General features: G+C 60.6%; 23 protein-coding genes. 16 read left to right on the top strand and 7 right to left on the bottom strand.

The window, feature by feature from the left end:
- Positions 1-18 precede the first annotated feature (18 nt).
- Entirely contained in the window at positions 19-135 is a 117-nt protein-coding gene (gene ccoM, locus C8K58_RS32900) for a cytochrome c oxidase subunit CcoM (RefSeq protein WP_017530457.1), read from the bottom strand.
- A gap of 143 nt (positions 136-278) precedes the next feature.
- A complete protein-coding gene (locus C8K58_RS32300; protein WP_131697188.1) occupies positions 279-473 on the bottom strand; it encodes a hypothetical protein in 195 nt (64 codons plus the stop codon).
- Between the two features lie 100 nt (positions 474-573).
- On the opposite strand from C8K58_RS32300, the gene C8K58_RS17155 reads away from it, so the two are divergent.
- From C8K58_RS17155 to C8K58_RS17145, 3 genes are all read left to right on the top strand, one after another.
- Positions 574-1,446 carry a LysR substrate-binding domain-containing protein gene (locus tag C8K58_RS17155; protein WP_098480248.1) on the top strand — a complete coding sequence of 291 codons (873 nt, stop codon included), beginning with the start codon at positions 574-576 and terminating at the stop codon, positions 1,444-1,446.
- A 91-nt stretch (positions 1,447-1,537) separates the two neighbouring features.
- Entirely contained in the window at positions 1,538-2,008 is a 471-nt protein-coding gene (locus C8K58_RS17150; protein WP_098480249.1) for a RidA family protein, read from the top strand.
- Positions 2,005-3,186 carry an aminotransferase class V-fold PLP-dependent enzyme gene (locus tag C8K58_RS17145; RefSeq protein WP_027604413.1) on the top strand — a complete coding sequence of 394 codons (1,182 nt, stop codon included), beginning with the start codon at positions 2,005-2,007 and terminating at the stop codon, positions 3,184-3,186. Before C8K58_RS17150 ends, C8K58_RS17145 begins: the two co-directional genes overlap by 4 nt.
- Here C8K58_RS17145 and C8K58_RS17140 read toward each other — a convergent pair.
- Positions 3,183-3,524 carry a hypothetical protein gene (locus C8K58_RS17140; RefSeq protein WP_027604414.1) on the bottom strand — a complete coding sequence of 114 codons (342 nt, stop codon included), beginning with the start codon at positions 3,522-3,524 and terminating at the stop codon, positions 3,183-3,185. The genes C8K58_RS17145 and C8K58_RS17140 overlap by 4 nt on opposite strands.
- Positions 3,525-3,742: 218 nt before the next feature.
- On the opposite strand from C8K58_RS17140, the gene rapA reads away from it, so the two are divergent.
- Positions 3,743-6,589, top strand: a complete 2,847-nt coding sequence (gene rapA / locus C8K58_RS17135) for an RNA polymerase-associated protein RapA (RefSeq protein WP_027604415.1) — start codon at positions 3,743-3,745, stop codon at positions 6,587-6,589.
- Positions 6,590-6,768: 179 nt separating this feature from the next.
- Here the strand turns inward: rapA and C8K58_RS17130 are convergent, their stop codons facing one another.
- A complete protein-coding gene (locus tag C8K58_RS17130; RefSeq protein ID WP_098480250.1) occupies positions 6,769-8,115 on the bottom strand; it encodes an MFS transporter in 1,347 nt (448 codons plus the stop codon).
- A 251-nt stretch (positions 8,116-8,366) separates the two neighbouring features.
- On the opposite strand from C8K58_RS17130, the gene C8K58_RS17120 reads away from it, so the two are divergent.
- The 3 genes from C8K58_RS17120 to C8K58_RS17110 all read left to right on the top strand — a co-directional run bounded on the left by C8K58_RS17120 (position 8,367) and on the right by C8K58_RS17110 (position 13,515).
- Positions 8,367-8,732, top strand: coding sequence for a YkgJ family cysteine cluster protein (locus C8K58_RS17120; RefSeq protein WP_027604417.1), 366 nt, complete (start codon positions 8,367-8,369; stop codon positions 8,730-8,732).
- Positions 8,733-8,870: 138 nt separating this feature from the next.
- Entirely contained in the window at positions 8,871-11,135 is a 2,265-nt protein-coding gene (locus tag C8K58_RS17115) for a bifunctional diguanylate cyclase/phosphodiesterase (RefSeq protein ID WP_092356488.1), read from the top strand.
- A 202-nt stretch (positions 11,136-11,337) separates the two neighbouring features.
- Positions 11,338-13,515, top strand: a complete 2,178-nt coding sequence (locus tag C8K58_RS17110; protein WP_027604419.1) for a hypothetical protein — start codon at positions 11,338-11,340, stop codon at positions 13,513-13,515.
- 36 nt (positions 13,516-13,551) lie between these two features.
- Here the strand turns inward: C8K58_RS17110 and C8K58_RS17105 are convergent, their stop codons facing one another.
- Positions 13,552-14,643 (bottom strand): hypothetical protein, encoded by a 1,092-nt coding sequence (locus tag C8K58_RS17105; RefSeq protein WP_098480251.1) that lies wholly within the window; start codon positions 14,641-14,643, stop codon positions 13,552-13,554.
- Positions 14,644-14,903: 260 nt separating this feature from the next.
- The gene (locus C8K58_RS17100) at positions 14,904-15,206 is read right to left on the bottom strand and encodes a DUF2288 domain-containing protein (RefSeq protein ID WP_098480252.1); all 303 of its coding nucleotides are present in this window, start codon (positions 15,204-15,206) and stop codon (positions 14,904-14,906) included.
- Between the two features lie 342 nt (positions 15,207-15,548).
- On the opposite strand from C8K58_RS17100, the gene C8K58_RS17095 reads away from it, so the two are divergent.
- The 9 genes from C8K58_RS17095 (at position 15,549) to C8K58_RS17055 (ending at position 23,174) form a co-directional block, all read left to right on the top strand.
- On the top strand, positions 15,549-16,676 hold the full coding sequence (locus C8K58_RS17095) for a branched-chain amino acid ABC transporter substrate-binding protein (RefSeq protein WP_027604422.1): 1,128 nt from the start codon (positions 15,549-15,551) through the stop codon (positions 16,674-16,676).
- Positions 16,677-16,905: 229 nt separating this feature from the next.
- A complete protein-coding gene (livH, locus tag C8K58_RS17090; protein ID WP_003172375.1) occupies positions 16,906-17,829 on the top strand; it encodes a high-affinity branched-chain amino acid ABC transporter permease LivH in 924 nt (307 codons plus the stop codon).
- Positions 17,826-19,079, top strand: coding sequence for a high-affinity branched-chain amino acid ABC transporter permease LivM (locus tag C8K58_RS17085; protein ID WP_027604423.1), 1,254 nt, complete (start codon positions 17,826-17,828; stop codon positions 19,077-19,079). Before livH ends, C8K58_RS17085 begins: the two co-directional genes overlap by 4 nt.
- Positions 19,076-19,843: a high-affinity branched-chain amino acid ABC transporter ATP-binding protein LivG gene (livG, locus tag C8K58_RS17080; protein ID WP_027604424.1), complete on the top strand. Its 768-nt coding sequence runs from the start codon at positions 19,076-19,078 to the stop codon at positions 19,841-19,843. The genes C8K58_RS17085 and livG overlap by 4 nt, the downstream gene beginning before the upstream one ends.
- Before the next feature lies 1 nt (position 19,844).
- Complete coding sequence (locus C8K58_RS33120) at positions 19,845-20,546, top strand: ABC transporter ATP-binding protein (RefSeq protein WP_017844798.1); 702 nt, start codon at positions 19,845-19,847, stop codon at positions 20,544-20,546.
- A 175-nt stretch (positions 20,547-20,721) separates the two neighbouring features.
- A complete protein-coding gene (locus tag C8K58_RS17070; protein WP_092356485.1) occupies positions 20,722-21,018 on the top strand; it encodes a DUF2282 domain-containing protein in 297 nt (98 codons plus the stop codon).
- 22 nt (positions 21,019-21,040) lie between these two features.
- Positions 21,041-21,919 carry a DUF692 domain-containing protein gene (locus C8K58_RS17065; RefSeq protein WP_108573966.1) on the top strand — a complete coding sequence of 293 codons (879 nt, stop codon included), beginning with the start codon at positions 21,041-21,043 and terminating at the stop codon, positions 21,917-21,919.
- Positions 21,916-22,692, top strand: a complete 777-nt coding sequence (locus tag C8K58_RS17060; protein WP_108573965.1) for a DNA-binding domain-containing protein — start codon at positions 21,916-21,918, stop codon at positions 22,690-22,692. Before C8K58_RS17065 ends, C8K58_RS17060 begins: the two co-directional genes overlap by 4 nt.
- On the top strand, positions 22,689-23,174 hold the full coding sequence (locus tag C8K58_RS17055; protein ID WP_108573964.1) for a DoxX family protein: 486 nt from the start codon (positions 22,689-22,691) through the stop codon (positions 23,172-23,174). The genes C8K58_RS17060 and C8K58_RS17055 overlap by 4 nt, the downstream gene beginning before the upstream one ends.
- Here C8K58_RS17055 and C8K58_RS17050 read toward each other — a convergent pair.
- The gene (locus tag C8K58_RS17050) at positions 23,171-24,079 is read right to left on the bottom strand and encodes a LysR family transcriptional regulator (RefSeq protein WP_108573963.1); all 909 of its coding nucleotides are present in this window, start codon (positions 24,077-24,079) and stop codon (positions 23,171-23,173) included. The two genes, C8K58_RS17055 and C8K58_RS17050, sit on opposite strands and share 4 nt — an antisense overlap.
- Between the last annotated feature and the right edge of the window lie 98 nt (positions 24,080-24,177).

Genomic DNA, 24,177 nt, shown 5'->3' with positions numbered 1-24,177 from the left:
CATGTAACCCGGAAAGACCTAAGGTTTTTTACGCTTGTTCGCGTCTTTCCAGATAAAAAATCCAAACCCTACAAAAAACAGCACCATGAGGCTTACAGTCAGCACTCCGGCGAATACCACATTATCGATAAACATGACCGGCCTCCTGCACTTGCCTTGTTGCGATAGGGCTAAGTTAATGGAGAAGGCGGATTGAAAAATTGACGGGGATCAATGTCGCCCGCGACGGGGCGTAAAGAAGGGCAGTAACTGACCTGCATCAATAGATGCAGGCCGTTTTAACGCTTTTTGGGTTTGTTCTTTGATTTTTTCTTGGCTTTGCCTAAAGGCATCGCCTGTTCGAACGCCTGGCGCACTTCATTCAGGCGCTTGTCATTCAGGTCATGCACGCGCTTGGCGCGCTCGGCGTTCAGGTCGATCAGCTTGTCGTCATCACTCATGGCTTGGCTTACGTCGTGGCGAGTAAGGCTCAATAATGCGGACTCCTGCGCCCGGCGGCAAATCAACCGGAGACAAAAGGCCGACCGACGCCCAAAATCGGCACTTTCCAACCACTCAAGGAGGCCCATCCAGGTGGCACTGCATAAGGATCTTCCGCCGCTGCTGGCCCTGCGCGCCTTTGAAGCCGTGGCCCGGCACTTGAGCTTTATCAAGGCCGCGCAGGAGTTGTCGGTAACCCAGAGTGCCCTGAGCCATCAGGTACAAAAACTCGAACAGCACCTGGGTAAATCGCTGTTTATCCGACGCACCCGCGCGATCGATCTGACTGCAGACGGCCAGCAGTACTACGCCGAAATCCGTCCCGCCCTGAACGCCATTGCCGTCGCGACCCGCGCCCAACGGGTGGTGCCCGGCGCCACGGTGCTACGTGTCGGCCTGCTGGCGTCGTTCGCCACCTTGTGGTTGGCGCCGCGCCTGGCCGGTTTTCTCAATCGCTATCCGCATATCCAGGTGGAATTGCTGCCGGCGATTCAACTGGCGAACGTCGCGGCGGCCGAAGTCGACCTGGCCATTCGCTACGGCAAGGGCGACTGGCCCGACGTACAGGCCACACGACTGATGCCGGAGGTGATCTCTCCGGTGTGCAGCCCGGCATTCAAGGCCAGCCAAGTGCACAACGGTGCGCTGTTGATCGCCACTTCGCACCGGCCTTTTGAGTGGACGGACTGGTCTGGGCATTATCAAGTCGACCTCAAGCACCATCCGCGCGTCATGCTCCACGACTACAACATCGTGGTCGAAGCTGCGGTGGCCGGCCAGGGCATTGCCATGGGCCGTCATCGCTTGATCCAACGCAGGCTGGATGATGGCAGCCTGGTAGAAGCCTTCGATTGGCCGCCCTATCACAGTGAAATAGGCTACTGGTTGATTGCAGCGCAAGGCCCTGCCAGCGACGCCGCGCTGTGTTTCAGCGAGTGGTTGAAGGACATCTGCCGCGACACGTGAGTTATTTCGATACGTCGAATGAGATCTATCCGTTTGTCGACACTCCCCCCTGCCCCACATGCTGAAACCTCCTGACCCAAGAGGATTCACCATGAGCGACTCCCTCCACCACCGCGTGCAAGCCCTCGGCCTGACGCTGCCATCACCCAGCCAACCGATTGCCAACTACATCAACCATGTGGTCAGCCAGAACCAGCTGTTTATCTCTGGGCAAATCCCGCTGATAGACGGCAAGCCTGCCTACGTGGGCCGCCTGGGCGAATCCCTCAGCGAGGAAGAAGGTATCCAGGCAGCGGAACTGGCTGCACTGGGCTTACTCGCGCAATTGAGCGATGCCCTGGGCGATGACCTGTCGCGCCTGGTGCGCATCCTGCGCCTGGGAGTGTTTATCGCCAGCAGCAGCGACTTCCAGCACCAGGGCGCCGTGGCCAATGGTGCGTCCAACCTGCTGGTGAATGCCCTCGGCGAAAAAGGCCGGCATGTGCGCACGGCAGTGGGCGTTTCAAGTCTGCCGGCCGGCGTGGCGGTGGAGGTTGACGGGATTTTCGAGTTGCAGCCGTGAGCCCGCTGCACGTGCAACATCTGCGCGAGGGCACTCCCGGCTGCCAATCGGGCATCGTGCACTTCAACTCTGCCGGTGCCTCCTTGCCGAGCCAGGCGACCCTTGACGCCATCATTGACCAACTACAACGCGAAGCCCGCGACGGCCCGATGGAAGCCGGCGAGCATGGCGCGTTGCTGGTAGAAAAAGCCCGCCGCGCGGCCGCGCAGTTGCTCAACGCGCCCACCCCATCGATTGCCTTTGCCAGCAGCGGCTCGACCGCCTGGAGCATGGCGTTCCAGGCCTTGGGCCCGTGGCAGCCGGGCGACCGCATTCTGGTAGGGCGCCACGAATGGGGCGGCAACCTGGCGAGCATGCAGTTGGCGGTGCAAGCCGGCGCGCGGGTGGACGTCATCCCCTGCGATGCCACCGGCGCGGTGTGCCCCGTGGCGTTGGAAGCAATGATCGATTCAAGCGTAAAACTCATCGACCTCACCTGGCTCCCCGCCAACGGCGGCCTGATCAACCCCGCCCAGGCCATCGGCGAAGTGGCCAGGCGTCATGCCATTGCCTACTTTATCGATGCCGGCCAAGCCGTCGGCCAGGTGCCGGTGGACGTGCAGGCGTTGCAGTGCGATGTGCTCAAGGCGGCCGGGCGCAAGCACCTGCGCGGGCCACGGGGGACGGCGCTGCTGTATGTGCGACCGGATTTCCTCCCACACTTGAACCCCGCCCAGCGCGACGTGTTTTCCGCCCCCTGGAGCGCCGACGGTTTCGACCTGCGCAACGACGCCCGACGCTTTGAAACCAGTGAGGCGTCCTTTGCCCTGTTGGCGGGCCTGGGCAATGCGCTGCAGGAGATGAATCAATTGGGGATCGAGCGTGTATGGGAACGCATCACGCACACCAGCAGGCGAATCCGCGAAGCATTGCGTGGGATTCCCGGCGTGTCGCTGCATGACCTGGGCACGCTTCAATCAGGCCTGATCGCCTTCAACCTCGCCGGCTGGGACGCCTTCGAACTCAAGCGACAATTGGGATTGAAACGGATCAATATCGGCGCCAACGGTGTGGCCTACACCCCGTTGGATATGCAGGCCCGTGGCCTGACCAGCATTGCGCGGATCTCCGTCAGCCCCTTCAACAACGAGCGTGACATCGAATTGCTGATCGCGGCTCTGGAGGAACTGCGCGGTTAAACCTCGACGTCCACCCACAAACCCTGGCGCGGCGCGTCTTCGATCAGCGGCACGACCGGTACGGTGTTGTCGGCATTGAGCAGGTCGCCCGGGATCGCCAAGTGCTGATCCGGGTCTTCATCGGCTTCGCGCCGGCGTTTCTGCTGTTCCTGCTGACGGCGTTGCTCTTCACGCAACAACAGGGTCGACTGCTCGGCATCGCCCTTTTTCAGGTCGATGGTGCTTTCGTTGGAGCCCGCTTGCACAGGAACCACGGGCGGAATATCGGGTTTCTGGCGGACCGGGTCGAGTTGCGACGTAACCGGTACGACGCTGACGGGCAGCATAGGTGGAAGCATGATAGTTGTTCTCCTGTCAGCAGGCTGTCGGCGGGCCGCGCGGCGACTTGAGCGCAGGTTTGCCAACCTGTGACCCAGTCGACACTCACAAGTGCCCGCCACCCGTCGATTGCGTGCTCACCCGGCCAACCAAACGGCGTAGTTTTTGTCAGAGTCCTTGGGCGTGGGGCCTTGTTCCGTTAACATAGTCGGCTTTTTCACGGCGGGAGTCAGGCAGCATGGCGCAGCAGTATCAACCGGGGCAACGCTGGATTAGTGACAGCGAAGCAGAGCTGGGGTTAGGCACCGTTCTGGCACAGGACGGCCGCTTGTTGACCGTGCTCTATCCGGCCACTGGCGACACCCGCCAGTATGCGCTACGGAATGCGCCCCTCACCCGTGTGAGGTTCTCGCCGGGTGACTCCATCACCCATTTCGAAGGCTGGAAAATGACCGTGCAGGAAGTCGACGACGTCGACGGCCTGCTGGTCTACCACGGCCTCAATGGGCAGAACGAGCAGGTCACCCTGCCGGAAACCCAGCTCTCCAACTTTATCCAGTTCCGCCTGGCCAGCGACCGTCTGTTCGCCGGGCAGATCGACCCGCTGGCCTGGTTCTCGCTGCGCTATCACACCCTTGAACACACCAGCCGCCAATTGCAATCCTCGCTGTGGGGCCTGGGTGGCGTGCGTGCGCAACCTATTGCCCACCAATTGCATATCGCCCGTGAAGTCGCTGACCGTATCGCACCACGGGTCTTGCTGGCGGACGAAGTGGGCCTGGGCAAGACCATCGAAGCCGGCCTGGTGATCCATCGCCAACTGCTGTCGGGCCGCGCCAGCCGAGTCCTGATCCTGGTACCGGAAAACCTGCAGCACCAGTGGCTGGTGGAAATGCGCCGCCGCTTCAACCTGCAAGTGGCGCTGTTCGATGAAGAACGCTTTATCGAAAGCGATGCCGCCAACCCGTTCGAAGACACCCAACTGGCCCTGGTCGCGCTGGAGTGGCTGGTGGACGATGAGAAGGCCCAGGACGCACTGTTCGCCGCCGGCTGGGACCTGATGGTGGTCGACGAAGCCCACCACCTGGTCTGGCATGAAGACAAAGCCAGCCCGGAATACGCGCTGGTCGAGCAGCTTGCCGAAGTGATTCCCGGCGTGCTGCTGCTCACCGCCACTCCGGAACAGCTGGGCCAGGACAGCCACTTCGCGCGCCTGCGCCTGTTGGACCCGAACCGTTTCCACGACCTGCACGCCTTCCGTGCCGAAAGCGAGAACTATCGCCCGGTGGCCGAAGCCGTGCAGGAGCTGCTCGACAAGGGCCGCCTGTCGCCTGCCGCGCACAAGACCATCCAGGGTTTCCTCGGCAACGAAGGCGAAGCGCTGCTGACCGCCGTCAACGATGGCGACGCCGAAGCCAGTGCGCGCCTGGTGCGTGAACTGCTCGACCGCCACGGCACCGGCCGCGTGCTGTTCCGTAACACCCGTGCCGCCGTGCAGGGCTTCCCGGAGCGTAAGCTGCACGCCTACCCGCTGCCGAACCCGGACGAATACCTCGAGTTGCCCCTGGGCGAACACGCCGAGCTGTACCCGGAAGTCAGCTTCCAGTCGCAACCGGACATCGACGAAGAAAACCGCTGGTGGCGCTTCGACCCGCGCGTCGAATGGCTGATCGACCAGTTGAAAATGCTCAAGCGCACCAAGGTCCTGGTGATCTGCGCCCACGCCGAAACCGCGATGGACCTGGAAGACGCCCTGCGCGTGCGCTCCGGTATCCCGGCCACGGTATTCCACGAGGGCATGAACATCCTCGAGCGTGACCGCGCCGCCGCTTACTTCGCCGATGAGGAATTCGGCGCCCAGGTACTGATCTGCTCGGAAATCGGCAGTGAAGGCCGCAACTTCCAGTTCTCCCACCACCTGGTGCTGTTCGACCTGCCATCCCACCCCGACCTGCTGGAACAGCGGATCGGCCGTCTGGACCGGATCGGCCAGAAACATGTGATCGAACTGCACGTGCCCTACCTGGAAACCAGCCCGCAACAGCGCCTGTTCCAGTGGTACCACGAAGCCTTGAACGCGTTCCTCAACACCTGCCCGACCGGCAACGCCTTGCAGCATCAGTTCGGCCCGCGCCTGCTGCCGCTGCTGGAAAACGCCGACGACAGCGAGTGGCAAGCCCTGATCGACGAGGCCCGTGCCGAGCGCGAGCGCCTGGAGCAGGAACTGCACACCGGCCGCGACCGCCTGCTGGAGCTCAACTCCGGTGGCGCCGGTGAAGGTGATGCGCTGGTGGAGGACATCCTCGAGCAAGACGACCAGTTCGCCCTGCCGATCTACATGGAAACCCTGTTCGACGCCTTTGGCATCGACAGCGAAGACCATTCGGAAAACGCGCTGATCCTCAAGCCCAGCGAGAAGATGCTCGACGCCAGCTTCCCCCTGGGCGACGACGAAGGCGTGACCATCACCTACGACCGTAACCAGGCGCTGTCCCGTGAAGACATGCAGTTCATCACCTGGGAACACCCAATGGTGCAGGGCGGCATGGACCTGGTGCTGTCCGGCTCCATGGGCAACACCGCCGTGGCGCTGATCAAGAACAAAGCGCTCAAGCCGGGCACCGTGTTGCTGGAGCTGCTCTATGTCAGCGAAGTGGTCGCGCCCCGCGCGCTGCAACTGGGCCGTTACCTGCCTCCGGCGGCACTGCGCTGCCTGCTGGACACCAATGGCAACGACCTGTCCGGCCGCGTCTCGTTCGAAACCTTGAACGACCAGCTGGAAAGCGTGCCTCGGGCCAGCGCCAACAAGTTCGTGCAGGCCCAGCGCGATCAACTCACACCGCGGATCAATGCCGGTGAAGAGAAGATCACGCCGCGTCACGCCGAACGTGTGGCCGAAGCCAAGCGTCGCCTGGCGGCAGACACCGACGAAGAACTGGCGCGCCTGACCGCGTTGCAAGCGGTCAACCCGACCGTTCGCGACAGCGAGCTGGTCGCCCTGCGCAACCAACGTGAGCAAGGCCTGGCCATGCTCGACAAGGCGGCGCTGCGACTGGAGGCGATTCGGGTGTTGGTAGCGGGTTGATTACCGCCCTGCCCTGTTGAATAGAGGCCCGCGCACTGCGGGCCTTTTTTATTCGCTTGAGAACAGCGTTGGCATTGCGGGCCTTATCGGGGCAAGCCCCCTCCCACATTGATCGGTGACCGACATGACAACGCGGTCTACTGTGGGAGGGGGCTCACCCCGATGGCGTCACCGCAGAATCAAGCCATCGCAGCCGCAGCCGGCACCTCAACCCCCTTCAACCCCTCCTTCATCCGCTTGGCATCACGCACAAAACTGCGTGACGCCTGGAACAGGAACAGCATGGTCAAGAACAACGCCACCGGAATCAGGTACATGGCGTCATGCAAGCCCACCGCCTTGTAAGCCTCGGTCATCTGCTCGGCCCCCGCCGCATACATCGCCGCATGGGCAAAGTGATCGGACAACCCGCCCACCACAATCGGCCCCATGCCTCCGCCCAGCAAGTACAAGCCGGCAAAGAACAGCGCCATCGCCGTGGCCCGCAGGCGCGGCTCGACCACGTCCTGGATCGCGGTGTACACACAGGTGTAGAAGTTATACGCAAACAACCAGCCCACACTGAACAGCACCACAAACACGCCGATCTCGATGCGCCCGGCATGCAGGGCCCAGGCGGTGGTGACGGTGGAGATGATCAGGCTGCACGCCGCAAACAGCAGTCGGCCATTGGCAACGCGTTGATGGATCTTGTCGGCAATCCAGCCCCCCAAGGTCAGGCCCACCAGGCCGGTCAACCCGACGATGACGCCGGTGGCGACCGCCGCGTCCTGCAGTGGCATGAGGAAATAGCGCTGCAGCATCGGCACCAGGAACGAGTTGCACGCATAGGTGGCGAAGTTGAAGCACAACCCGGCCAGCACCAGCCACAGGAAGGTCGGCACGGCCAGCACGCGGCGAATCGGGCGATCGACGCGCTCCTGGGAGACTTGTACGGCTTCGGCGGCGCCGCGCTTGGGTTCCTTGATATAGAACATGAACACCGCAAGGATCAGCCCCGGCACGGCGGCGATGAAGAACGGCGCGCGCCAGCTGTCGAAGGTCTTGACCATCCAGCCGATGGTGAAGAACGCCAGCAACAGGCCCAAAGGCAGGCCCAGCATGAAAATCCCCATGGCCCGGGCGCGACGGTGCGCCGGGAACAGGTCGCCAATCAGCGAGTTGGCCGCCGGCGCATAGCTGGCTTCACCGATACCGATGCCCATGCGCACCAGCAAAAACGTCCAGAAACTGCCAACCAGGCCGTTGACCGCTGTCAGCCCGCTCCACGCGAACAGGCCCCAGCCCATCAGTTTGCTGCGCGAGCCGGTATCGGCCAGACGCCCCAGCGGCAGGCCGGCAATGGCATAAACGATGGTGAAGGCGGTTCCGATGATGCCGAGCTGGAAGTCGCTCAGGTGCCATTCCATGCGGATCGGTTCGATGATGATCGCCGGAATGGTGCGGTCGAAGAAGTTGAACAGGTTGGCGAGGAACAGCAGGAACAGAATGCGCCAGGCATTCGCCGCTTGGGTCGAGTTCTGCATGGGTCCGTCTCTTTTATTGTTATGAGAGCTGCGATGCCCGATGCATCCCGCCCGGTACCTGCAACATAGTCAGGCGAGCCGTGGTTGTCTGTAATGATTCGTAAAGCTGATAGGGCATGATTTCACCCGACAACACGGGACTTTGCCGACAAAAATATAAGTGCCTGCCCCCCTTCCCAACGGCCATGACCCGATTAGAATGGCGAGCCTTCCAGTAGTACCCCACTCTACTTTTCTTATCGATGACGCCCATGTCCGAAGCCAGTCCGTGTCTGAGTTGCGGTGCCTGCTGTTCACACTTTCGTGTGTCTTTCTTCTGGGGTGAGTGCGCCTCCTCGGGGGGTACGGTGCCTGATGACCTGGTGGTGCAGATCAACCCGACCCGCGTGGCAATGATCGGCACCGACCAGAAGCCCGCGCGCTGCTGCAGCCTTGAAGGCGAAGTCGGCAAAGGTACGAGCTGCTCGATTTATGAGCAACGCTCAAGCCCCTGCCGGGAATTCGAAGCTTCATGGAGCCAGGGCGAGCAGAATGTCGATTGCGACGCGGCCCGCGCTGCGTTCGGCCTGCCGCCGTTACAAGCACCGTTCGAGTTGGAGTTGCCCATCAGCGCTTAGCACTAATTGCTATGCACGGCATGCCAAAATCATTCAGAGCAAAGTGCCATTATCGCTGGAAAATCCCGCGAGGCTTCTATACTCGACCTCATAGGTCATCGCCGTAGGCTGTGACGTGACGCTATGACGGGACATGCTATGGAATGGCTAGGTCTGCACTTTTTTACCGACCTCCCAGCGAACGGGCACTTATTACTCAATTGCAGTCATAACCCTTTTCTGGTGCTGCTGGCCTATCTGGTCGCCTGTGCGGCGGGGTTCGGCACCCTGGACATGGCCGAACGGGTTGGCCATGTCGAAGACCCTACCGCTCGCCGCCATTGGCGTTGGCTGGGTGCCGGTTGCCTGGCAGGGGGTATCTGGTCCACTCATTTCATCAGCATGCTGGCCTTCCAGGCCCCCATCGCGATTCACTACGACCTGCTCATGACGTTCGCCTCGCTGGTCATCGCCCTGATCGCCTCGTTGTTCGCCATGCAAACCCTCGGTCACACCAGACTGCGGTTTAACCAATACCTGCTGGCATCGCTGTGGATGGGCATCGGCATCGCCCTGATGCATTACGTCGGCATGTCGGCCATGCGTTCCCAGGCCCAGGCGTATTTCGAGTCGGGCCTGCTGCTCGCCTCGGTGGGCATCGCCATTGGCGCCAGCCTGGCCGCTCTGTTGTTGTCGAGCTACCTGCGTACCGGCGCCGGCGTCTTCCATCAACTGCTCAAATACGCCGCCAGCCTGATGTTGGGCGCAGGCATTATCAGCATGCACTTTACCGGCATGGCCGCCATGCAACTGATCGTCCCCACCGGCGCCGATCTCTCGTTACCACTGAACAATAACCCTATCCAACTGGGCCTGTCGGTCGCCGTGATCACCCTGCTGGTGATCGGCAGCAGCATCAGCGCCGCGCTGGCGGACAAGAAGCTGCAGCACAAGGAGCGCGACCTGCGTCGGGTCAACGCGCTGCTCAGCGAACTGGACCAGGCCCGCGCCTCCCTGCAACAGGTGGCGCATTACGATGCGCTGACCGGCCTGCTTAATCGGCGCGGCTTCAATCAGATTTTTGCGGAAAAAATCGCCGAAAAAACGGCTTCAAACGGCATGATGGCGGTTATTTTCCTCGATATCGATCACTTCAAACGCATCAACGACAGCCTCGGCCATGACGCTGGGGATCAATTGCTCAGCGTGCTCGCCAGCCATATCAAAGGCTCCGTGCGCAGCCATGCGGACGTGGTCGCACGGTTTGGCGGCGATGAGTTCTGCATCCTGATCAGCGTTCACCACCGCGACGAAGCGCGACACCTGGCCCAGCGCATCATGCAGAAGATGAAGGACCCGGTCGAACTCGCCGGCCGCCGTATGGTGATGACCACCAGCATCGGCATCAGCCTGTTTCCGGAGGATGGCCTGACCTGCGAAGAGCTGCTCAAAAATGCCGACCTGGCGCTGTACCAGTCCAAGGACATGGGACGCAATGGCCTGAACTTCTTCAGCTCCAACCTGAAGACCCGTGCCTTCCTCGAACTGCAATTGGAAGAAGAGCTACGCAGCGCCCTGCGCGCCCAGAACCAGTTGGTACTGTTCTACCAACCGATCTTTGACATGAAGCTGGGCAAAGTGACACGCCTGGAGGCCCTGGTGCGCTGGCAGCATCCGCAACAGGGGCTGCTGACCCCAGACCGGTTTATCGGAATTGCCGAAAGCAACGGGCTGATCGCCGAACTCGACCACTGGGTCTTGCGCCAGGCCTGTCATGACTTGAGCCTGCTCTCCGACCGAGGCTATACCGAACTGACCATGACAGTGAATTGCTCGGCCCTGAACCTGGCCCGCGATGAGCTGGCGGATGAGATCGAAGATGCGCTGCGCTTCAGCGGGATCGGCGCCAACCGCCTGGAGCTGGAAGTGACCGAAAATGCCTTGATGGGCAATATCAGCAGCACCCTGGCCCTGCTGCGGCAAATCCGCGCGCTGGGCGTGTCGCTGGCCATCGACGACTTTGGCACCGGCTACTCCTCACTCGCCTACCTCAAACGCCTGCCGCTCAACACCCTGAAGATCGACCGCTCGTTTATCCAGGACATTCCCAAGTCGACCGCCGACATCGAGATCGTCCAGGCGATTATCGGCATGGCTCACACCCTGCACCTGCAAGTGGTGACCGAAGGCGTGGAAACCCAGGCCCAATTCGATCTGCTGCTCAACCATGGCTGTGATTTCGTCCAGGGCTACCTGTTGAGCCCGGCGGTGCCCGCCAGTGAAATAATGGGTGCAATGCAGGGCATCGACAGACGCAACCCGCTCAACTCATCCAACGTGGCGGGAACCAAGGACACGCCCCTGAAAAAAGAGCTCTCCTTGAGCCGCTCCGTACCCCACTCCATCGTCAGACCCATTCGCTGAGGTCCAATCTTTGGCATTTCGCCATCATTTACCTAAAGATCGCCGACAAACGGCCGATCCATCAGAGTCCGGCCAGGTTTTTCCTGAGCACACAGGGTCAGCCTGAGCGTTCCGGACAAGGACGCACTGTAAAGTCGCGAACTCCCATTCCGTGATGGCCATTTGATACTTTTCAGCCATCCTCCCAGGCACATGGCGCACAATGACTTCTAAAAATAACCCAGCCACCGTGGTATCCGATGTGTTGCTCCCAGCTCCTGCGGACAAGCCCTCAGGTTCAAAGTCATTGAGCACCGCCCGCCCGCTGGCCACCCAGCAATACCTGTACTTCACCGAAACCAATACCGACCGCATCCTCGATAACCTCGACGGCCTGCGCGACATGGTGTTCCCGCGCCCGCCTCACCTGGAAGGCGACAGCGAGCAGCACAGCGAGCAGGAATTCCCCTCGGTCTGCCTGATCGGCCTGGGCCGCTGCGGTTCGAACATCGCGCTGGACGTGGCGGAGCTGGTGTACAACGCGCGCAAGTTCTACCTCAACGAATTCAGCACCGAAGACAAATCCTTGGATAAGGGCTACAGCCCGGCCCAGTGGATTCGCAACAACCTGCGCCTGGGCGGCGGCAAGGCCAGCAAGCCGGTGTTCCTGGTGGAACCGCTGGTGATGCTCGGCGACCTGGACAAGGACATCGCCGGGCGTATCCGTTTCTCGCGCAAGGGCGAAAAAAGCGGCTTCCTGCGCGACTACAGCAAGATGAAAATCATGGACCTCTCCGAAGTCCATGCCGGTGGCGCCGGTAACGCGCCGATCCTCGGCCAGTACCTGGCCAAGATCATCCTGAACAAAGACACCCAGCGCTTTTCCAGCCCCGACTGGAAGATGATCCACTCGTACCTGATCGACTCCTGCGGCATCAAGGCCAACCAGTCGCGCCTGTACTTCTCGATCTTCAGCGCCGGCGGCGGTACCGGTTCGGGCATGGCCTCGGAATTCGGCCTGGCGCAGCAGCATTCGTACATGAACAAGACGTTCGACACCAAGCCCGCCGACGAGCACGACAGCAAAAGCGGCCACGCCTTCGTGTTCGAACCGATCTTCACCAGCGGTATTTGCGTGCTGCCGAACATCTCCGACCACCGCAGCGAAATGTCCGAGGCGCTGCACATCAACGCCGGACGCTTGCTGTGCAAGTACCTGTCGGAAGAATGGGACTTCTCATACAACTTCGACAATGAAGACAGCAGCGAAGCCAGCGTAAAGGGGCGTATCCGGCCGTGGAACGCGATGATGCTGATCTCCAACGACATCATGCGCTACGCCGAAGAGAGCGATGACGGCAATATCCAGAACATTGACGTCAATGCCATGGAAAAACACGCCAACCAGTACATCTCCCAGCAGATCTTCAACATCCTCACCGCCCAGGCCGTGACCACCGACTACGACCAGAACTACTTCCGTCGCGCCGGCATCGACATCGGCGAAACCATCCGCCTGGACGCCAATGACCTGTTCATGAGCCTGGCCGGGCCGGTGGCGATTGCCTACGCCGAATCCGTAGTACCGGAAACCCCGGCGCCGTCCAATGACAAGTTCAAAGTCTTCGAGAAAGAGCCCCAGCGCCTGAACATCGACGACCTGTTCTTCCGCTCCATCGACCTGCCGCATTTCAACAAGGTCACCCAGGCCATCGAAGGCATCAGCCTGTTGCCGATCGAGTCCAAGCGCTACAAGGCGTCCCTGGAGCAATACAAGAACTCCGGCTACGATGCGGCGGCGCTGCATGACCTGCACTTTTTCAAGAACTGCTCGTCGGTGGTGTCGATCGTCTCGCTGCCCAAGGACTACAAGCTGTCCTACATGGACCTGAACCGGCTCAAGACTCACCTCAACAGCCTGTTCCCCAACACCACCCTCAAGCGCTATGCCCTGGTAATCGGCGCGTCCGCCAACCTGTCGCTGACCACCCTGATCGCCAAGAGCCCGTGCCTGTCGGATGACTTCCTAACGCTGATCGTGGCCTTTATCAAGCGTTGCTTTGCACGCAACCCGTACCGCTTCGACGACACCCTGGACAACTCGATCCTGGATTTCATCATCCACGAGGACTTCGACGAAGACCGCATCGACGAGTTGCTCAACGAGTTTGAAAACCCGGCGAAGATCCTCGATACCAACTGGTACGCGATCAAGCCGATGTATGAGAAGAAGTACCGCGAGTTGATCAACGACAAAGAGAAGTTCGTGTCGATCAATGACATTCGCCTGTCACGGGATTGCGTGAAGAAGGCGATCAAGTACTTGCGCGAGATCTACCGTCACCGCATCGGCAAGACCAAGGTTATTTCGTTGAATAACCACACCGGCAAGACCGCCTAGCCCAGTGTGACGGCGCCGCCTGGCGCCGTTGCAACCTCAGTGCGTCATGCGTTGGCGCAGGAACGCGATGATGGTCTTTTCGTCGGCGCGTCTTGCAGGCCGGGGCAAATGCTTCGGCCAGCCGGAATTTTTTGCGCCGAAGAACCGCTTCTGCTCCGCCTCATCCCAGCCACGAATCTCCCGCGAAGCCGATTCCCACCACCCGTGTCGGCACACGTCGTAGTACGGATGCGCAGGCGCCGAACTGCCGTAGAGCAAGTCACGACCGACCTTTTTCAGGTGCTTGCGCTGATTGCGCAGCTTCCACTTGATGCGCAGCCGCTGCCAGGGCGAGGGCACCGGCTTGACTCGCGGCACATCCCTGCATCGCGCGACCAGCTCGGGGCCGAATGCCTCACCGTGAAGGGTGAAGAAGTGCGCTTGCATGGCATGGAAGAAGCGCTTATCGGCGAAGTAGTGATGAACGAATTTATGCGCCTCGCGCACCTTTTGGTCGCGCATCGCGAAGGAAATCGCGATTTGCTCGATGGTGTGAATATCGAACGAGTTCCGCGTCCACTCGTCGATCAGGCGGATAGAGGCTTCGAGCAGCGGCGCATCGCTGGCACGCACGCCGCACAGACCACTGTTATAGAGCTTGAAGCTGTTATCCGCAGAGATGCCATGGGCCTGCAGGTGCTCGCCCAACTTGAGATAGTCAGGGCGCTTGCAGACATAGCTCCAGTCGTATTCGAAGCCGTCCATCACATACTGGCCCGGCTCTATCAGTTCGAACACACGATGGGGGGACTTGAGGAACAGCGTGTCGGTGTCAACGAAGAGGGTCTTGTCCGCCCGCATAAGCCCTTGGGCGATCGCGCAGGCCTTGCGGCGATGAGGGTAACCGTTTTCACCCTGCCATTGGGCCAGGGTCTGCTCGTCCAGGGCGATGGTTTCAACCGGCCAGCCCATGTAGTCCTGAGGCCGATCGGTCATGACCCGGATGCACAGCGACTCGCCCGGTTTGAGTTGGGACAGGGCGGTGAGGATGCTGAACTTGGCTTCGCGCCGATAAACGTCCTGGCGACCGTAGATAAGGTAAAGCAGTTGGTGCGAAGGCTTCGCTAAGGGGGACAGCGCTGACGGCATGACTAGCTCCGGGTGACAAGCGGCGAACTTTACCGGAATTCGCCGTTTCCTACGCCGCGATCTGACAGGCACCACCCTTTTATTCACACTGAGAAACAATTCTCCGGCCTATTCAACGGCGAGAAAACTGTTCCCATGACGTGCGCGTCACCCAGCGCTGTGACCTTTCTTCACGGCAAGATGCCATCACGGCAACAGCGGTTACTCAGCTACACACTTTTAAAACGGAAAATAACGCACCTTTTCAGTGCAACCCTTTATCACGCCGCCCTTTCCTGGATCAGTATCCACGGCGAAACCACCACCGCCCACAAGCTCGGGTCGCGTTCAACCAGGTCCAATGCCCGCGGTGCAGACACTTCGCCAAGGCTGCCCGCGGCCAGCCAGGCAGCGACTTTGTCGCGATTGTCCTCGGCCATTCCCTCGGCGGCTTCGATCAAATCCAGGCATGGGTCGACCCACAATAGGGCACCTTTGGCAAAGAACGGTTCAAGCTCTTTCCAGGAGATTTCGGCGGTTTCACCGAGCAGCTTGGCATAGAGGGTGCTAGGTTCTTGCGTCATGGGAGTTCACCTGAAGAAAAAATCGGCGCAATCATAACGTCACGCTTCAGGCAGAAAAACCCAGTTGCAAATGCGTTATCGATTGAAAGTGTCAGGAAAGCCAAGGAATGCGCGAGAGTCAGGCATTACCCCCGCCGCAATTCTGTCTTTTTCTTTCATTTAAGCGACACCCCCGGGGTTTGCCCCCGGCAGCCAGCTTTTCAAGCGATCAACCGGCGCTCTACACTGTACCGGTACAGTTGCCAGGGCACTGCCGGGGGGATATCCGAGATATCCGATCCGGTTCTGCAGCTCACAAGGCCGCTAGAACTATAAAAAATACAACAGTAAGAGTGGAGCACTATGAATAAGGCTACTAAGCAGATTTCCAAACTGTTTGCCGCTATGGTCCTGGCTGGGGTTGCCGGCCATTCGTTCGCAGCCGACACCATCAAGATCGGCATCGCCGGTCCGAAGACTGGTCCTGTAACGCAATACGGCGACATGCAATTCATGGGTGCCAAGCAGGCCATCGCCGACATCAACGCCAAGGGCGGCGTCGACGGCAAAATGCTCGAAGCCAAGGAATACGACGACGCCTGCGATCCTAAACAAGCCGTGGCCGTGGCCAACAAAGTGGTCAACGACGGCGTCAAGTTCGTGGTCGGTCACCTCTGCTCCAGCTCCACTCAGCCAGCGTCCGACATTTATGAAGACGAAGGCGTGATCATGATTACCCCGGCAGCCACCAGCCCGGAAATCACCGCCCGTGGCTACAAGCTGATCTTCCGCACCATCGGCCTGGACAGCGCCCAGGGCCCGGCGGCCGGCAACTACATCGCCGACCACGTGAAGCCGAAAATCGTTGCCGTCCTGCACGACAAGCAGCAATACGGTGAAGGCATCGCCACCGCCGTCAAGCAGACTCTCGAGAAGAAAGGCACCAAGGTTGCCGTCTTCGAAGGCCTGAACGCCGGCGACAAAGACTTCTCCTCGATCATCCAGAAGCTCAAGCAAGCCAACGTCGATTTCGTCTACTACGGCGGCTACCACCCGGAGCTGGGCCTGATCCTGCGCCAAGCCAAGGAAAAAGGCCTGAACGCCAAGTTCATGGGCCCGGAAGGCGTCGGCAACGACTCCATCTCGCAAATCGCCCAGGGCGCTTCCGAAGGCCTGCTGGTAACCCTGCCGAAATCCTTCGATACCGACCCGGCCAACAAAGCCATCGTTGAAGAGTTCGCCAAGAACAAGCAGGACCCAACCGGTCCGTTCGTGTTCCCGGCCTACTCGGCCATTGAAGTCATCGCCGGCGGCATCAAGGCCGCCAAGAGCGAAGACACCGCCAAAGTGGCCGAAGCCATTCACGCGGGCACCTTCAAGACCCCTACCGGCGAGCTGAGCTTCGACGCCAAGGGCGACCTGAAGGACTTCAAGTTCGTGGTCTACGAATGGCACTTCGGCAAACCAAAAACCGAAGTTTCCCCTCAGTAAGCCAGGCGTTACTGGTCCAACAAGCCCACTGTGAGAGCAGTGGGCTTTGTTTTACGAGGTTTATGGGCCTGTCACCCGCGATCCGGGCGCTGGCTCACCTGAAAATCTTAAAACCGTCACCAGCGGTTCGCTGGCAAACGCTTTGTGCAAATGTGCTCACAGAACACAGCACGGGGCCGGAACATGACTCCACCAGTGAAATGCGTATCGGGTTTTTAGGAGCGCTGTAATGCCTGAGATCTATCATTTTTTCCAACAGCTGGTTAATGGGCTGACCATTGGCAGCACCTATGCCTTGATAGCCATTGGCTACACAATGGTTTACGGCATCATTGGAATGATCAACTTCGCCCATGGCGAGGTATACATGATTGGTTCCTACGTGGCCTTCATTGCCCTTGCCGGGCTGGCCATGATGGGTATCCACTCCCTGCCGCTGTTGATGACCGCCGCGTTCCTGGCGTCGATCGTCGTAACCAGTGCCTATGGCTACAGTATCGAGCGCGTTGCCTACCGTCCCTTGCGTGGCAGCAACCGTTTGATCCCGCTGATTTCCGCCATCGGCATGTCGATTTTCCTGCAGAACACCGTATTGCTGTCCCAGGACTCCAAGGATAAATCCATCCCCAACCTGATCCCGGGGAGCTTCTCCTTCGGTCCGGGCGGTGCGGAAGAAGTGTTGATTTCCTACATGCAGATCCTGGTCTTCGTCGTCACCCTGGTGGCCATGCTGGGCCTGACCCTGTTCATCTCCCGCTCCCGTCTGGGGCGCGCCTGCCGGGCCTGCGCCGAAGACATCAAGATGGCCAACCTGTTGGGCATCAATACCAACAACATCATCGCCCTGACCTTCGTGATCGGTGCCGCACTGGCAGCCGTCGCGGCCGTACTGCTGAGCATGCAGTACGGCGTGATCAACCCCAACGCCGGGTTCCTGGTAGGCCTCAAGGCCTTTACCGCAGCGGTATTGGGCGGCATCGGCAGTATTCCGGGCGCAATGCTCGGCGGCCTGGTGCTGGGGGTGGCCGAGGCGTTTGGTGCCGATATTTTCGGCGACCAATACAAGGACGTCGTCGCGTTCGGCCTGTTGGTCCTGGTGCTGTTGTTCCGTCCGACCGGCATCCTGGGCCGTCCGGAGGTTGAGAAAGTATGAGCAGATATCTTAAATCGGCGTTTTTCAGCGCCTTGCTGGTGTGGGCGGTGGCCTTCCCGGTACTCGGTCTCAAGCTGAGCATTGTCGGCATCAACCTGGAAGTGCATGGTACCGGCCCCGTGACGCTGACCATCATCGCCCTGTGTTCGGTGCTGATGTTCCTGCGCGTGCTGTTCACCCAGCAGGTCGGCGCACTGTTCAAGCGCAACCGTGGCCCGCTGGTCTCGCCCAAGGTCAGCCAATTCCTGACCCTGCCACGCACCCAGCGCTACATCATCATCGGCCTGATCGTGGCCGCGTTGATCTGGCCGTTCTTCGGCTCGCGCGGTGCGGTCGACATTGCCACCCTGATCCTGATCTACGTGTTGCTGGGCCTGGGCCTGAACATCGTAGTGGGCCTGGCCGGCCTGCTCGACCTGGGTTATGTGGGCTTCTACGCCGTGGGTGCCTACACCTACGCGCTGCTGTCGCACTACCTGGGCTGGAGCTTCTGGATCTGCCTGCCGCTGGCCGGCATGGCGGCGGCCACGTTCGGCTTCCTGCTGGGCTTCCCGGTATTGCGCCTGCGTGGTGACTACCTGGCCATCGTGACCCTGGGCTTCGGGGAAATCATCCGTCTGTTCCTGCGTAACCTGACCGACATCACCGGTGGCCCCAACGGCATCAGCAGCATCCCCAAGCCGACGTTCTTCGGGCTGTCGTTCGACCGCACCGCTGCCGAAGGCATGCAGACGTTCCACGAGTACTTCGGGATCGACTACAACCCGGTGAGCAAAGTGGTGTTCCTGTACCTGGTGGCGCTGTTGCTGGCGCTGGCGGCACTGTTCGTGATCAACCGCTTGCTGCGCATGCCGATCGGCCGTGCCTGGGAAGCGTTGCGCGAAGATGAAATCGCCTGCCGTGCCCTGGGCCTGAACCCGACCATCATCAAGCTCTCCGCCTTCACCCTGGGTGCCGCGTTCGCCGGTTTTGCCGGCAGCTTCTTCGCCGCTCGCCAAGGCCTGGTGACCCCGGAGTCGTTCACCTTCATCGAGTCGGCGATCATCCTCGCCATCGTGGTGTTGGGTGGCATGGGCTCGCAGCTGGGCGTGATCCTGGCGGCGATCGTGATGATCCTGCTGCCGGAAATGATGCGTGAGTTCAGCGAATACCGCATGTTGATGTTCGGCGCCATGATGGTGCTGATGATGATCTGGCGACCTCAAGGCCTGCTGCCCATGCAACGTCCACACATGGAGCTGCGCAAATGAGCCGCGAGATCCTGAAAGTCGAAAACTTGAGCATGCGCTTCGGCGGCTTGCTGGCGGTCAACGGCGTCGCCCTGACCGTGAAAGAGAAACAGGTGGTTGCGCTGATCGGCCCCAACGGCGCCGGCAAGACCACGGTGTTCAACTGCCTCACCGGTTTCTACAAGCCGAGTGGCGGCAGCATCCTGCTGGACGGCCAGCCGATCCAGGGCCTGGCCGGCCACGAGATTGCCCGCAAGGGCGTGGTGCGCACCTTCCAGAACGTACGGCTGTTCAAGGACATGACGGCGGTCGAGAACCTGCTGATCGCCCAGCACCGTCACCTGAACACCAACTTCTTTGCGGGCCTGTTCAAGACCCCGGCGTTCCGCAAGAGCGAGCGCGAGGCCATGGAATACGCTGCGTACTGGCTGGACAAGGTCAACCTCACCGAGTTCGCCAACCGCCCCGCCGGCACCCTGGCCTATGGTCAGCAACGTCGCCTGGAAATCGCTCGCTGCATGATGACCCGTCCGCGGATCCTGATGCTCGACGAACCGGCCGCCGGCCTGAACCCCAAGGAAACCGAAGACCTCAAGGCGCTGATCGGCGTGTTGCGTGAGGAAAACAACGCCACGGTGCTGTTGATCGAACACGACATGAAACTGGTCATGAGCATTTCCGACCATATCGTAGTGATCAACCAGGGCACGCCGCTGGCGGACGGGACGCCGGAGCAGATCCGCGACAATCCTGAAGTGATCAAAGCCTATCTGGGGGAAGCGTAAAATGCTGCAATTCGAAAACGTTTCCACTTTCTACGGCAAGATCCAGGCCCTGCACAGCGTCAACGTCGAAGTGCGCCAGGGTGAGATCGTCACGCTGATCGGTGCCAACGGCGCCGGCAAGTCGACCTTGCTGATGACCTTGTGCGGCTCGCCGCAGGCCCACAGCGGCAGCATCCGCTATATGGGTGAAGAGCTGGTGGGCCAGCAGTCGTCGCACATCATGCGCAAGAGCATTGCCGTGGTGCCGGAAGGCCGGCGGGTGTTCTCGCGCCTGACCGTGGAAGAAAACCTGGCCATGGGCGGGTTCTTCACCGACAAGGGCGACTACCAGGAGCAGATGGACAAGGTGCTGCACCTGTTCCCTCGCCTCAAGGAGCGCTTCAGCCAGCGCGGCGGCACCATGTCCGGCGGCGAGCAGCAAATGCTCGCCATCGGCCGGGCGCTGATGAGCAAGCCCAAGCTGTTGCTGTTGGACGAACCCTCACTGGGCCTGGCACCGATCATCATCCAGCAGATCTTCGACATCATCGAACAACTGCGCAAGGACGGTGTAACGGTGTTCCTGGTGGAGCAGAACGCCAACCAGGCGCTGAAAATCGCTGACCGCGCCTACGTGCTGGAAAACGGCCGGGTGGTGATGCAGGGCACTGGCGAGCAGCTGCTGACCGATCCGAAGGTGCGTGAGGCGTACCTGGGCGGCTAAGAGACGGTGGCTGGATAAGCCGGGTCTCATGTGGGAGGGAGCAAGCTCCCTCCCACATTTTTTTGCATTGTTTGAAATTATTTCGTCTGGCCTTGTAACGAACACCCCCCTCCCGCCTCTAGTGGTGCAAGCAGGCATTCAAGCCCGCTCCTCAACCTACTGCTGGAGATCCACCATGACCACCAAACTGTCCGCCGCTAGCCTCGTCCTCGCCCTGAGTTCGGCCTTGAGCCTATCCGCCCTGACCACCAGCGCCCACGCTGCCGACGACATGCAGAAGTGCTTCGGCGTCGCTGAAGCCGGCAAGAACGATTGCGCCGCCGGTGCCGGCACGTCCTGCGCCGGCACCTCGAAGACCAAGGATCAGGCCAACGCCTGGAAACTGGTACCGGCCGGCACCTGCACCCAAACCCCAAGCTCCACCTCGCCGACCGGCTTCGGCCAGGAAGCCGCCTTCACCGCCAAGTCCTGACCCCTGCCTGGCCTGAGTACGGATGATGACGCTTTCACTCCTGCCCACAGTCTCACCTATTCAGATGCCCGGGCTCCCCTATCGGACCGGGCTGGGGCTGAAGCACGAGCACTTCAAGGAAGTGCTCGATACTTCGCCCGACATCGGTTTTTTTGAAGTGCACGCCGAAAACTACATGGTGGCCGGCGGCCCGTTTCATCACTACCTGGGGTTGATTCGCGAACGTTACCCCCTGTCGTTGCACGGCGTGGGCCTGTCCATCGGTGGCGAAGGCCCGCTCAACCGTGAGCACCTGGGGCGCTTGGCCGCATTGATCGAACGCTACCAACCCCACTCATTTTCCGAACACCTGGCCTGGTCCAGCCACGGCCCGGTGTTTCTCAACGACCTGCTGCCCCTGGCTTATGACGCCACCACCTTGAGTCGAGTTTGCGAGCACGTCGACCAAGTACAGTGCACCCTCAAGCGGCCGATGCTGCTGGAGAATCCATCGACCTACCTGCAGTTCCAGCGCTCGACCCTGGACGAGACCGATTTCATCAGCGAGATCATCCGCCGCACCGGCTGCGGCCTGCTGCTGGACGTGAACAACGTCTACGTGTCGTGCATCAACCACCAGCGCGACCCACTGGCCTACATCCACGCCCTACCATTGCACGCCGTGGGTGAGATTCATCTGGCCGGCTTCGCCGAAGACACCGACAGCCTGGGCGATCGCCTGCTGATCGATGACCACGGCGCGCCCATCGATAACGCGGTGTGGCTGCTGTACGAACACGTACTCGCGCTGACGGGCCCGGTCGCAACCCTGATCGAGCGCGACAACCAAGTACCGGCCTTCAGCGTGCTATGGGCAGAAGCCCAGCAGGCTGAACGGTACTTATCGCAGGTCCACCCATGAGCCTTCACGACGCCTTTTCCAGCGCCTTGCTGGCGCCCGGCCAACCTTGCCCCGACGGCCTGTTCAGCAGCAACGGGGCCGACCCGGCCAGTCGTTTTGCGGTGTATCGCAACAATGTTCACAACTCGTTGATCAATGCGCTGGCAACCGCATACCCCGTAACCGCGCAATTGGTCGGCGATGAATTTTTCCGCGCCATGGCCGGCATTTTCGTCCAGGCCTACCCGCCCGCCAGCCCGCTGATCAGCGAGTACGGCGGCACATTCGCCGACTTTATCCAAGGTTTTGAACCGGCCGCCAGCGTGCCCTACCTGGCCGATGTCGCCCGGTTGGAACGCTTGCGGGTTCGCGCTTATCACGCAGCGGATACAGCCGTGGTGGATCCGCAAGCCGTTCTGCAGCAACTGCAAGCCCACACGAAGCCGGGGGCGCTGCATCTGCAACTGCACCCGTCCGTTGGCACATTGAATTCCGCCTACGCAGTGGTTGCAGTATGGGCGGCACACCAGACCGAGGGCGCCCTGGCCACCCTGGATCCCTGGCATGCCCAGAGCGCGCTGGTGTTGCGCCAAGGGTTGAGCGTCAAGGTCTTCGCCATCGACGGCGGCTCGGTCGCCTTTATCAATAGCCTGAAACGCGGCTCGGCGCTGGAAATGGCCGTCGCAAATGCCCTCGAGGCCAGCGCCGAATTCGACCTGCACCAATGCCTCACGCTGCTGATCAACCACGACGCACTCACTCATCTGCTCCCAGAACAACAGGTATCGCCATGAACACTTCCGCTTCGTGCCTGATCAAGCAGGCCATCGCGCTTTTCGAGAAAATCCCTTACAGCCTGATCGCGTTTATTGCGCGCTTCTCCATAGCGGCGGTGTTCTGGAAGTCCGGGCAAACCAAGGTCGAAGGCCTTGCCATTGACCTGATCAACGGCACGTTCGAACTCGGTACCCCCAAACTCGCCGCCTCGACATTGCCGCTGTTTCGCAGTGAATACCACGTGCCATTGCTGTCGCCGGAAGTCGCCGCGCACATGGCGGCGTTTGCCGAGCACTTTTTCCCGGTGCTGATCCTGGTGGGCCTGGCCACGCGCTTCTCAGCCCTGGCCTTGATCGGGATGACCCTGGTCATTCAGTTGTTCGTCTACCCGGACGCCTACCCCACCCACGGCACCTGGATGGCGCTGCTGTTGCTTTTAGTCGCCAAAGGCCCGGGCAGCCTGTCTATCGATCACCTGATTGCGCGCCGCTACCGTTAAAGCCGATCCAGCGCCTCGCCGCTGCGCTTGAACCAGTCCACCAGGTAGTCGGCCAATACTTGGGTACGTCTCGGCAGGCCGCCTTGATAAGGATGGACCAGGTACATCGGCATACTCCGCGTCTGGTAATCACGCAGGAGCCAACGCAATCGGCCGTCAGCCAATTCCGTGGGCAGCACGTAGGACGGCAAGCGGGCGATTCCGGCCCCTACCAGGGCGGCCTTCTTCAGCAAGTTGTAATGGTTGGAGGCAAAGGTGCCGCTCACCCTCACCCGCAACAACTCGTGCTGCTGGTGATAAAGCCATTCCTCGCGACCGCTGTAGTGGCTGTTGAGTAAACAGCTGTGCGCCGCAAGATCCCCAGGGGTCAGGGGTTCGCCATGTTGCTCCAGGTAAGCGGGACTGGCGCAGGTCATCTCGTGCCAGGCCAGCAGCGGCCTGGCCACCAGACGCTCGTTTTCAATCACCCCCGAACGCACCCCCAGGTCAAAGCCGTCTCGCGCCAGGTCTCGGTAGCTGTTGTTGAGCTCCAGCTCGATCTGCACCTGGGGATACTGCTTGGAAAACTCCAGCAACAAACCATCGAAGAAGGTTTCCCCTAATGAAACCGGAACCGTCATACGCACAGGCCCGGCCAAATCGTCCTTGAGACGCGCCAATGCCTGTCGGGCGCGATCCACCTGCAACACCAGCGCTTGCGCCTGGGGCAACAGCGCCGCACCGGCGGCGGTCAGGCTGAGCCTGCGTGTGGTGCGGTGCAGCAAGACCACGCTGAACTGCGCTTCCAAATGGCTGATGCGCTTGGACAACTGGCCCTTGCTGCAGCCCAGTTGCTCGGCCGCCACGGTAAAACTGCCGGCTTCGATCAGTACGGCAAAGGCCGCCAGGTCATCCATCTCGCTCACGGACTGTTTCCATTTGAAAACCAAAGGTTGCCTATTAGCACGTTTATCCGCTTAAAAAGCCACTCTAGACTGAACCTTCACTTACTCCTGGAGGGACA

The organism is Pseudomonas sp. GV047, assembly GCF_003058245.1.
Taxonomy (GTDB): domain Bacteria; phylum Pseudomonadota; class Gammaproteobacteria; order Pseudomonadales; family Pseudomonadaceae; genus Aquipseudomonas; species Aquipseudomonas marginalis.
This window is presented reverse-complemented; position numbering and strand designations above follow the sequence as displayed.

Bases quoted from the DNA above. Each gene is read 5' to 3' on its own strand.
- ccoM (WP_017530457.1), bottom strand. From the start codon at position 135: ATGTTTATCGATAATGTGGTATTCGCCGGAGTGCTGACTGTAAGCCTC.
- C8K58_RS17150 (WP_098480249.1), top strand. From the start codon at position 1,538: ATGAGCGACTCCCTCCACCACCGCGTGCAAGCCCTCGGCCTGACGCTG.
- C8K58_RS17140 (WP_027604414.1), bottom strand. From the start codon at position 3,524: ATGCTTCCACCTATGCTGCCCGTCAGCGTCGTACCGGTTACGTCGCAA.
- rapA (WP_027604415.1), top strand. From the start codon at position 3,743: ATGGCGCAGCAGTATCAACCGGGGCAACGCTGGATTAGTGACAGCGAA.
- C8K58_RS17130 (WP_098480250.1), bottom strand. From the start codon at position 8,115: ATGCAGAACTCGACCCAAGCGGCGAATGCCTGGCGCATTCTGTTCCTG.
- C8K58_RS17120 (WP_027604417.1), top strand. From the start codon at position 8,367: ATGTCCGAAGCCAGTCCGTGTCTGAGTTGCGGTGCCTGCTGTTCACAC.
- C8K58_RS17115 (WP_092356488.1), top strand. From the start codon at position 8,871: ATGGAATGGCTAGGTCTGCACTTTTTTACCGACCTCCCAGCGAACGGG.
- C8K58_RS17110 (WP_027604419.1), top strand. From the start codon at position 11,338: ATGACTTCTAAAAATAACCCAGCCACCGTGGTATCCGATGTGTTGCTC.
- C8K58_RS17105 (WP_098480251.1), bottom strand. From the start codon at position 14,643: ATGCCGTCAGCGCTGTCCCCCTTAGCGAAGCCTTCGCACCAACTGCTT.
- C8K58_RS17100 (WP_098480252.1), bottom strand. From the start codon at position 15,206: ATGACGCAAGAACCTAGCACCCTCTATGCCAAGCTGCTCGGTGAAACC.
- C8K58_RS17095 (WP_027604422.1), top strand. From the start codon at position 15,549: ATGAATAAGGCTACTAAGCAGATTTCCAAACTGTTTGCCGCTATGGTC.
- livH (WP_003172375.1), top strand. From the start codon at position 16,906: ATGCCTGAGATCTATCATTTTTTCCAACAGCTGGTTAATGGGCTGACC.
- C8K58_RS17085 (WP_027604423.1), top strand. From the start codon at position 17,826: ATGAGCAGATATCTTAAATCGGCGTTTTTCAGCGCCTTGCTGGTGTGG.
- livG (WP_027604424.1), top strand. From the start codon at position 19,076: ATGAGCCGCGAGATCCTGAAAGTCGAAAACTTGAGCATGCGCTTCGGC.
- C8K58_RS33120 (WP_017844798.1), top strand. From the start codon at position 19,845: ATGCTGCAATTCGAAAACGTTTCCACTTTCTACGGCAAGATCCAGGCC.
- C8K58_RS17070 (WP_092356485.1), top strand. From the start codon at position 20,722: ATGACCACCAAACTGTCCGCCGCTAGCCTCGTCCTCGCCCTGAGTTCG.
- C8K58_RS17065 (WP_108573966.1), top strand. From the start codon at position 21,041: ATGATGACGCTTTCACTCCTGCCCACAGTCTCACCTATTCAGATGCCC.
- C8K58_RS17060 (WP_108573965.1), top strand. From the start codon at position 21,916: ATGAGCCTTCACGACGCCTTTTCCAGCGCCTTGCTGGCGCCCGGCCAA.
- C8K58_RS17055 (WP_108573964.1), top strand. From the start codon at position 22,689: ATGAACACTTCCGCTTCGTGCCTGATCAAGCAGGCCATCGCGCTTTTC.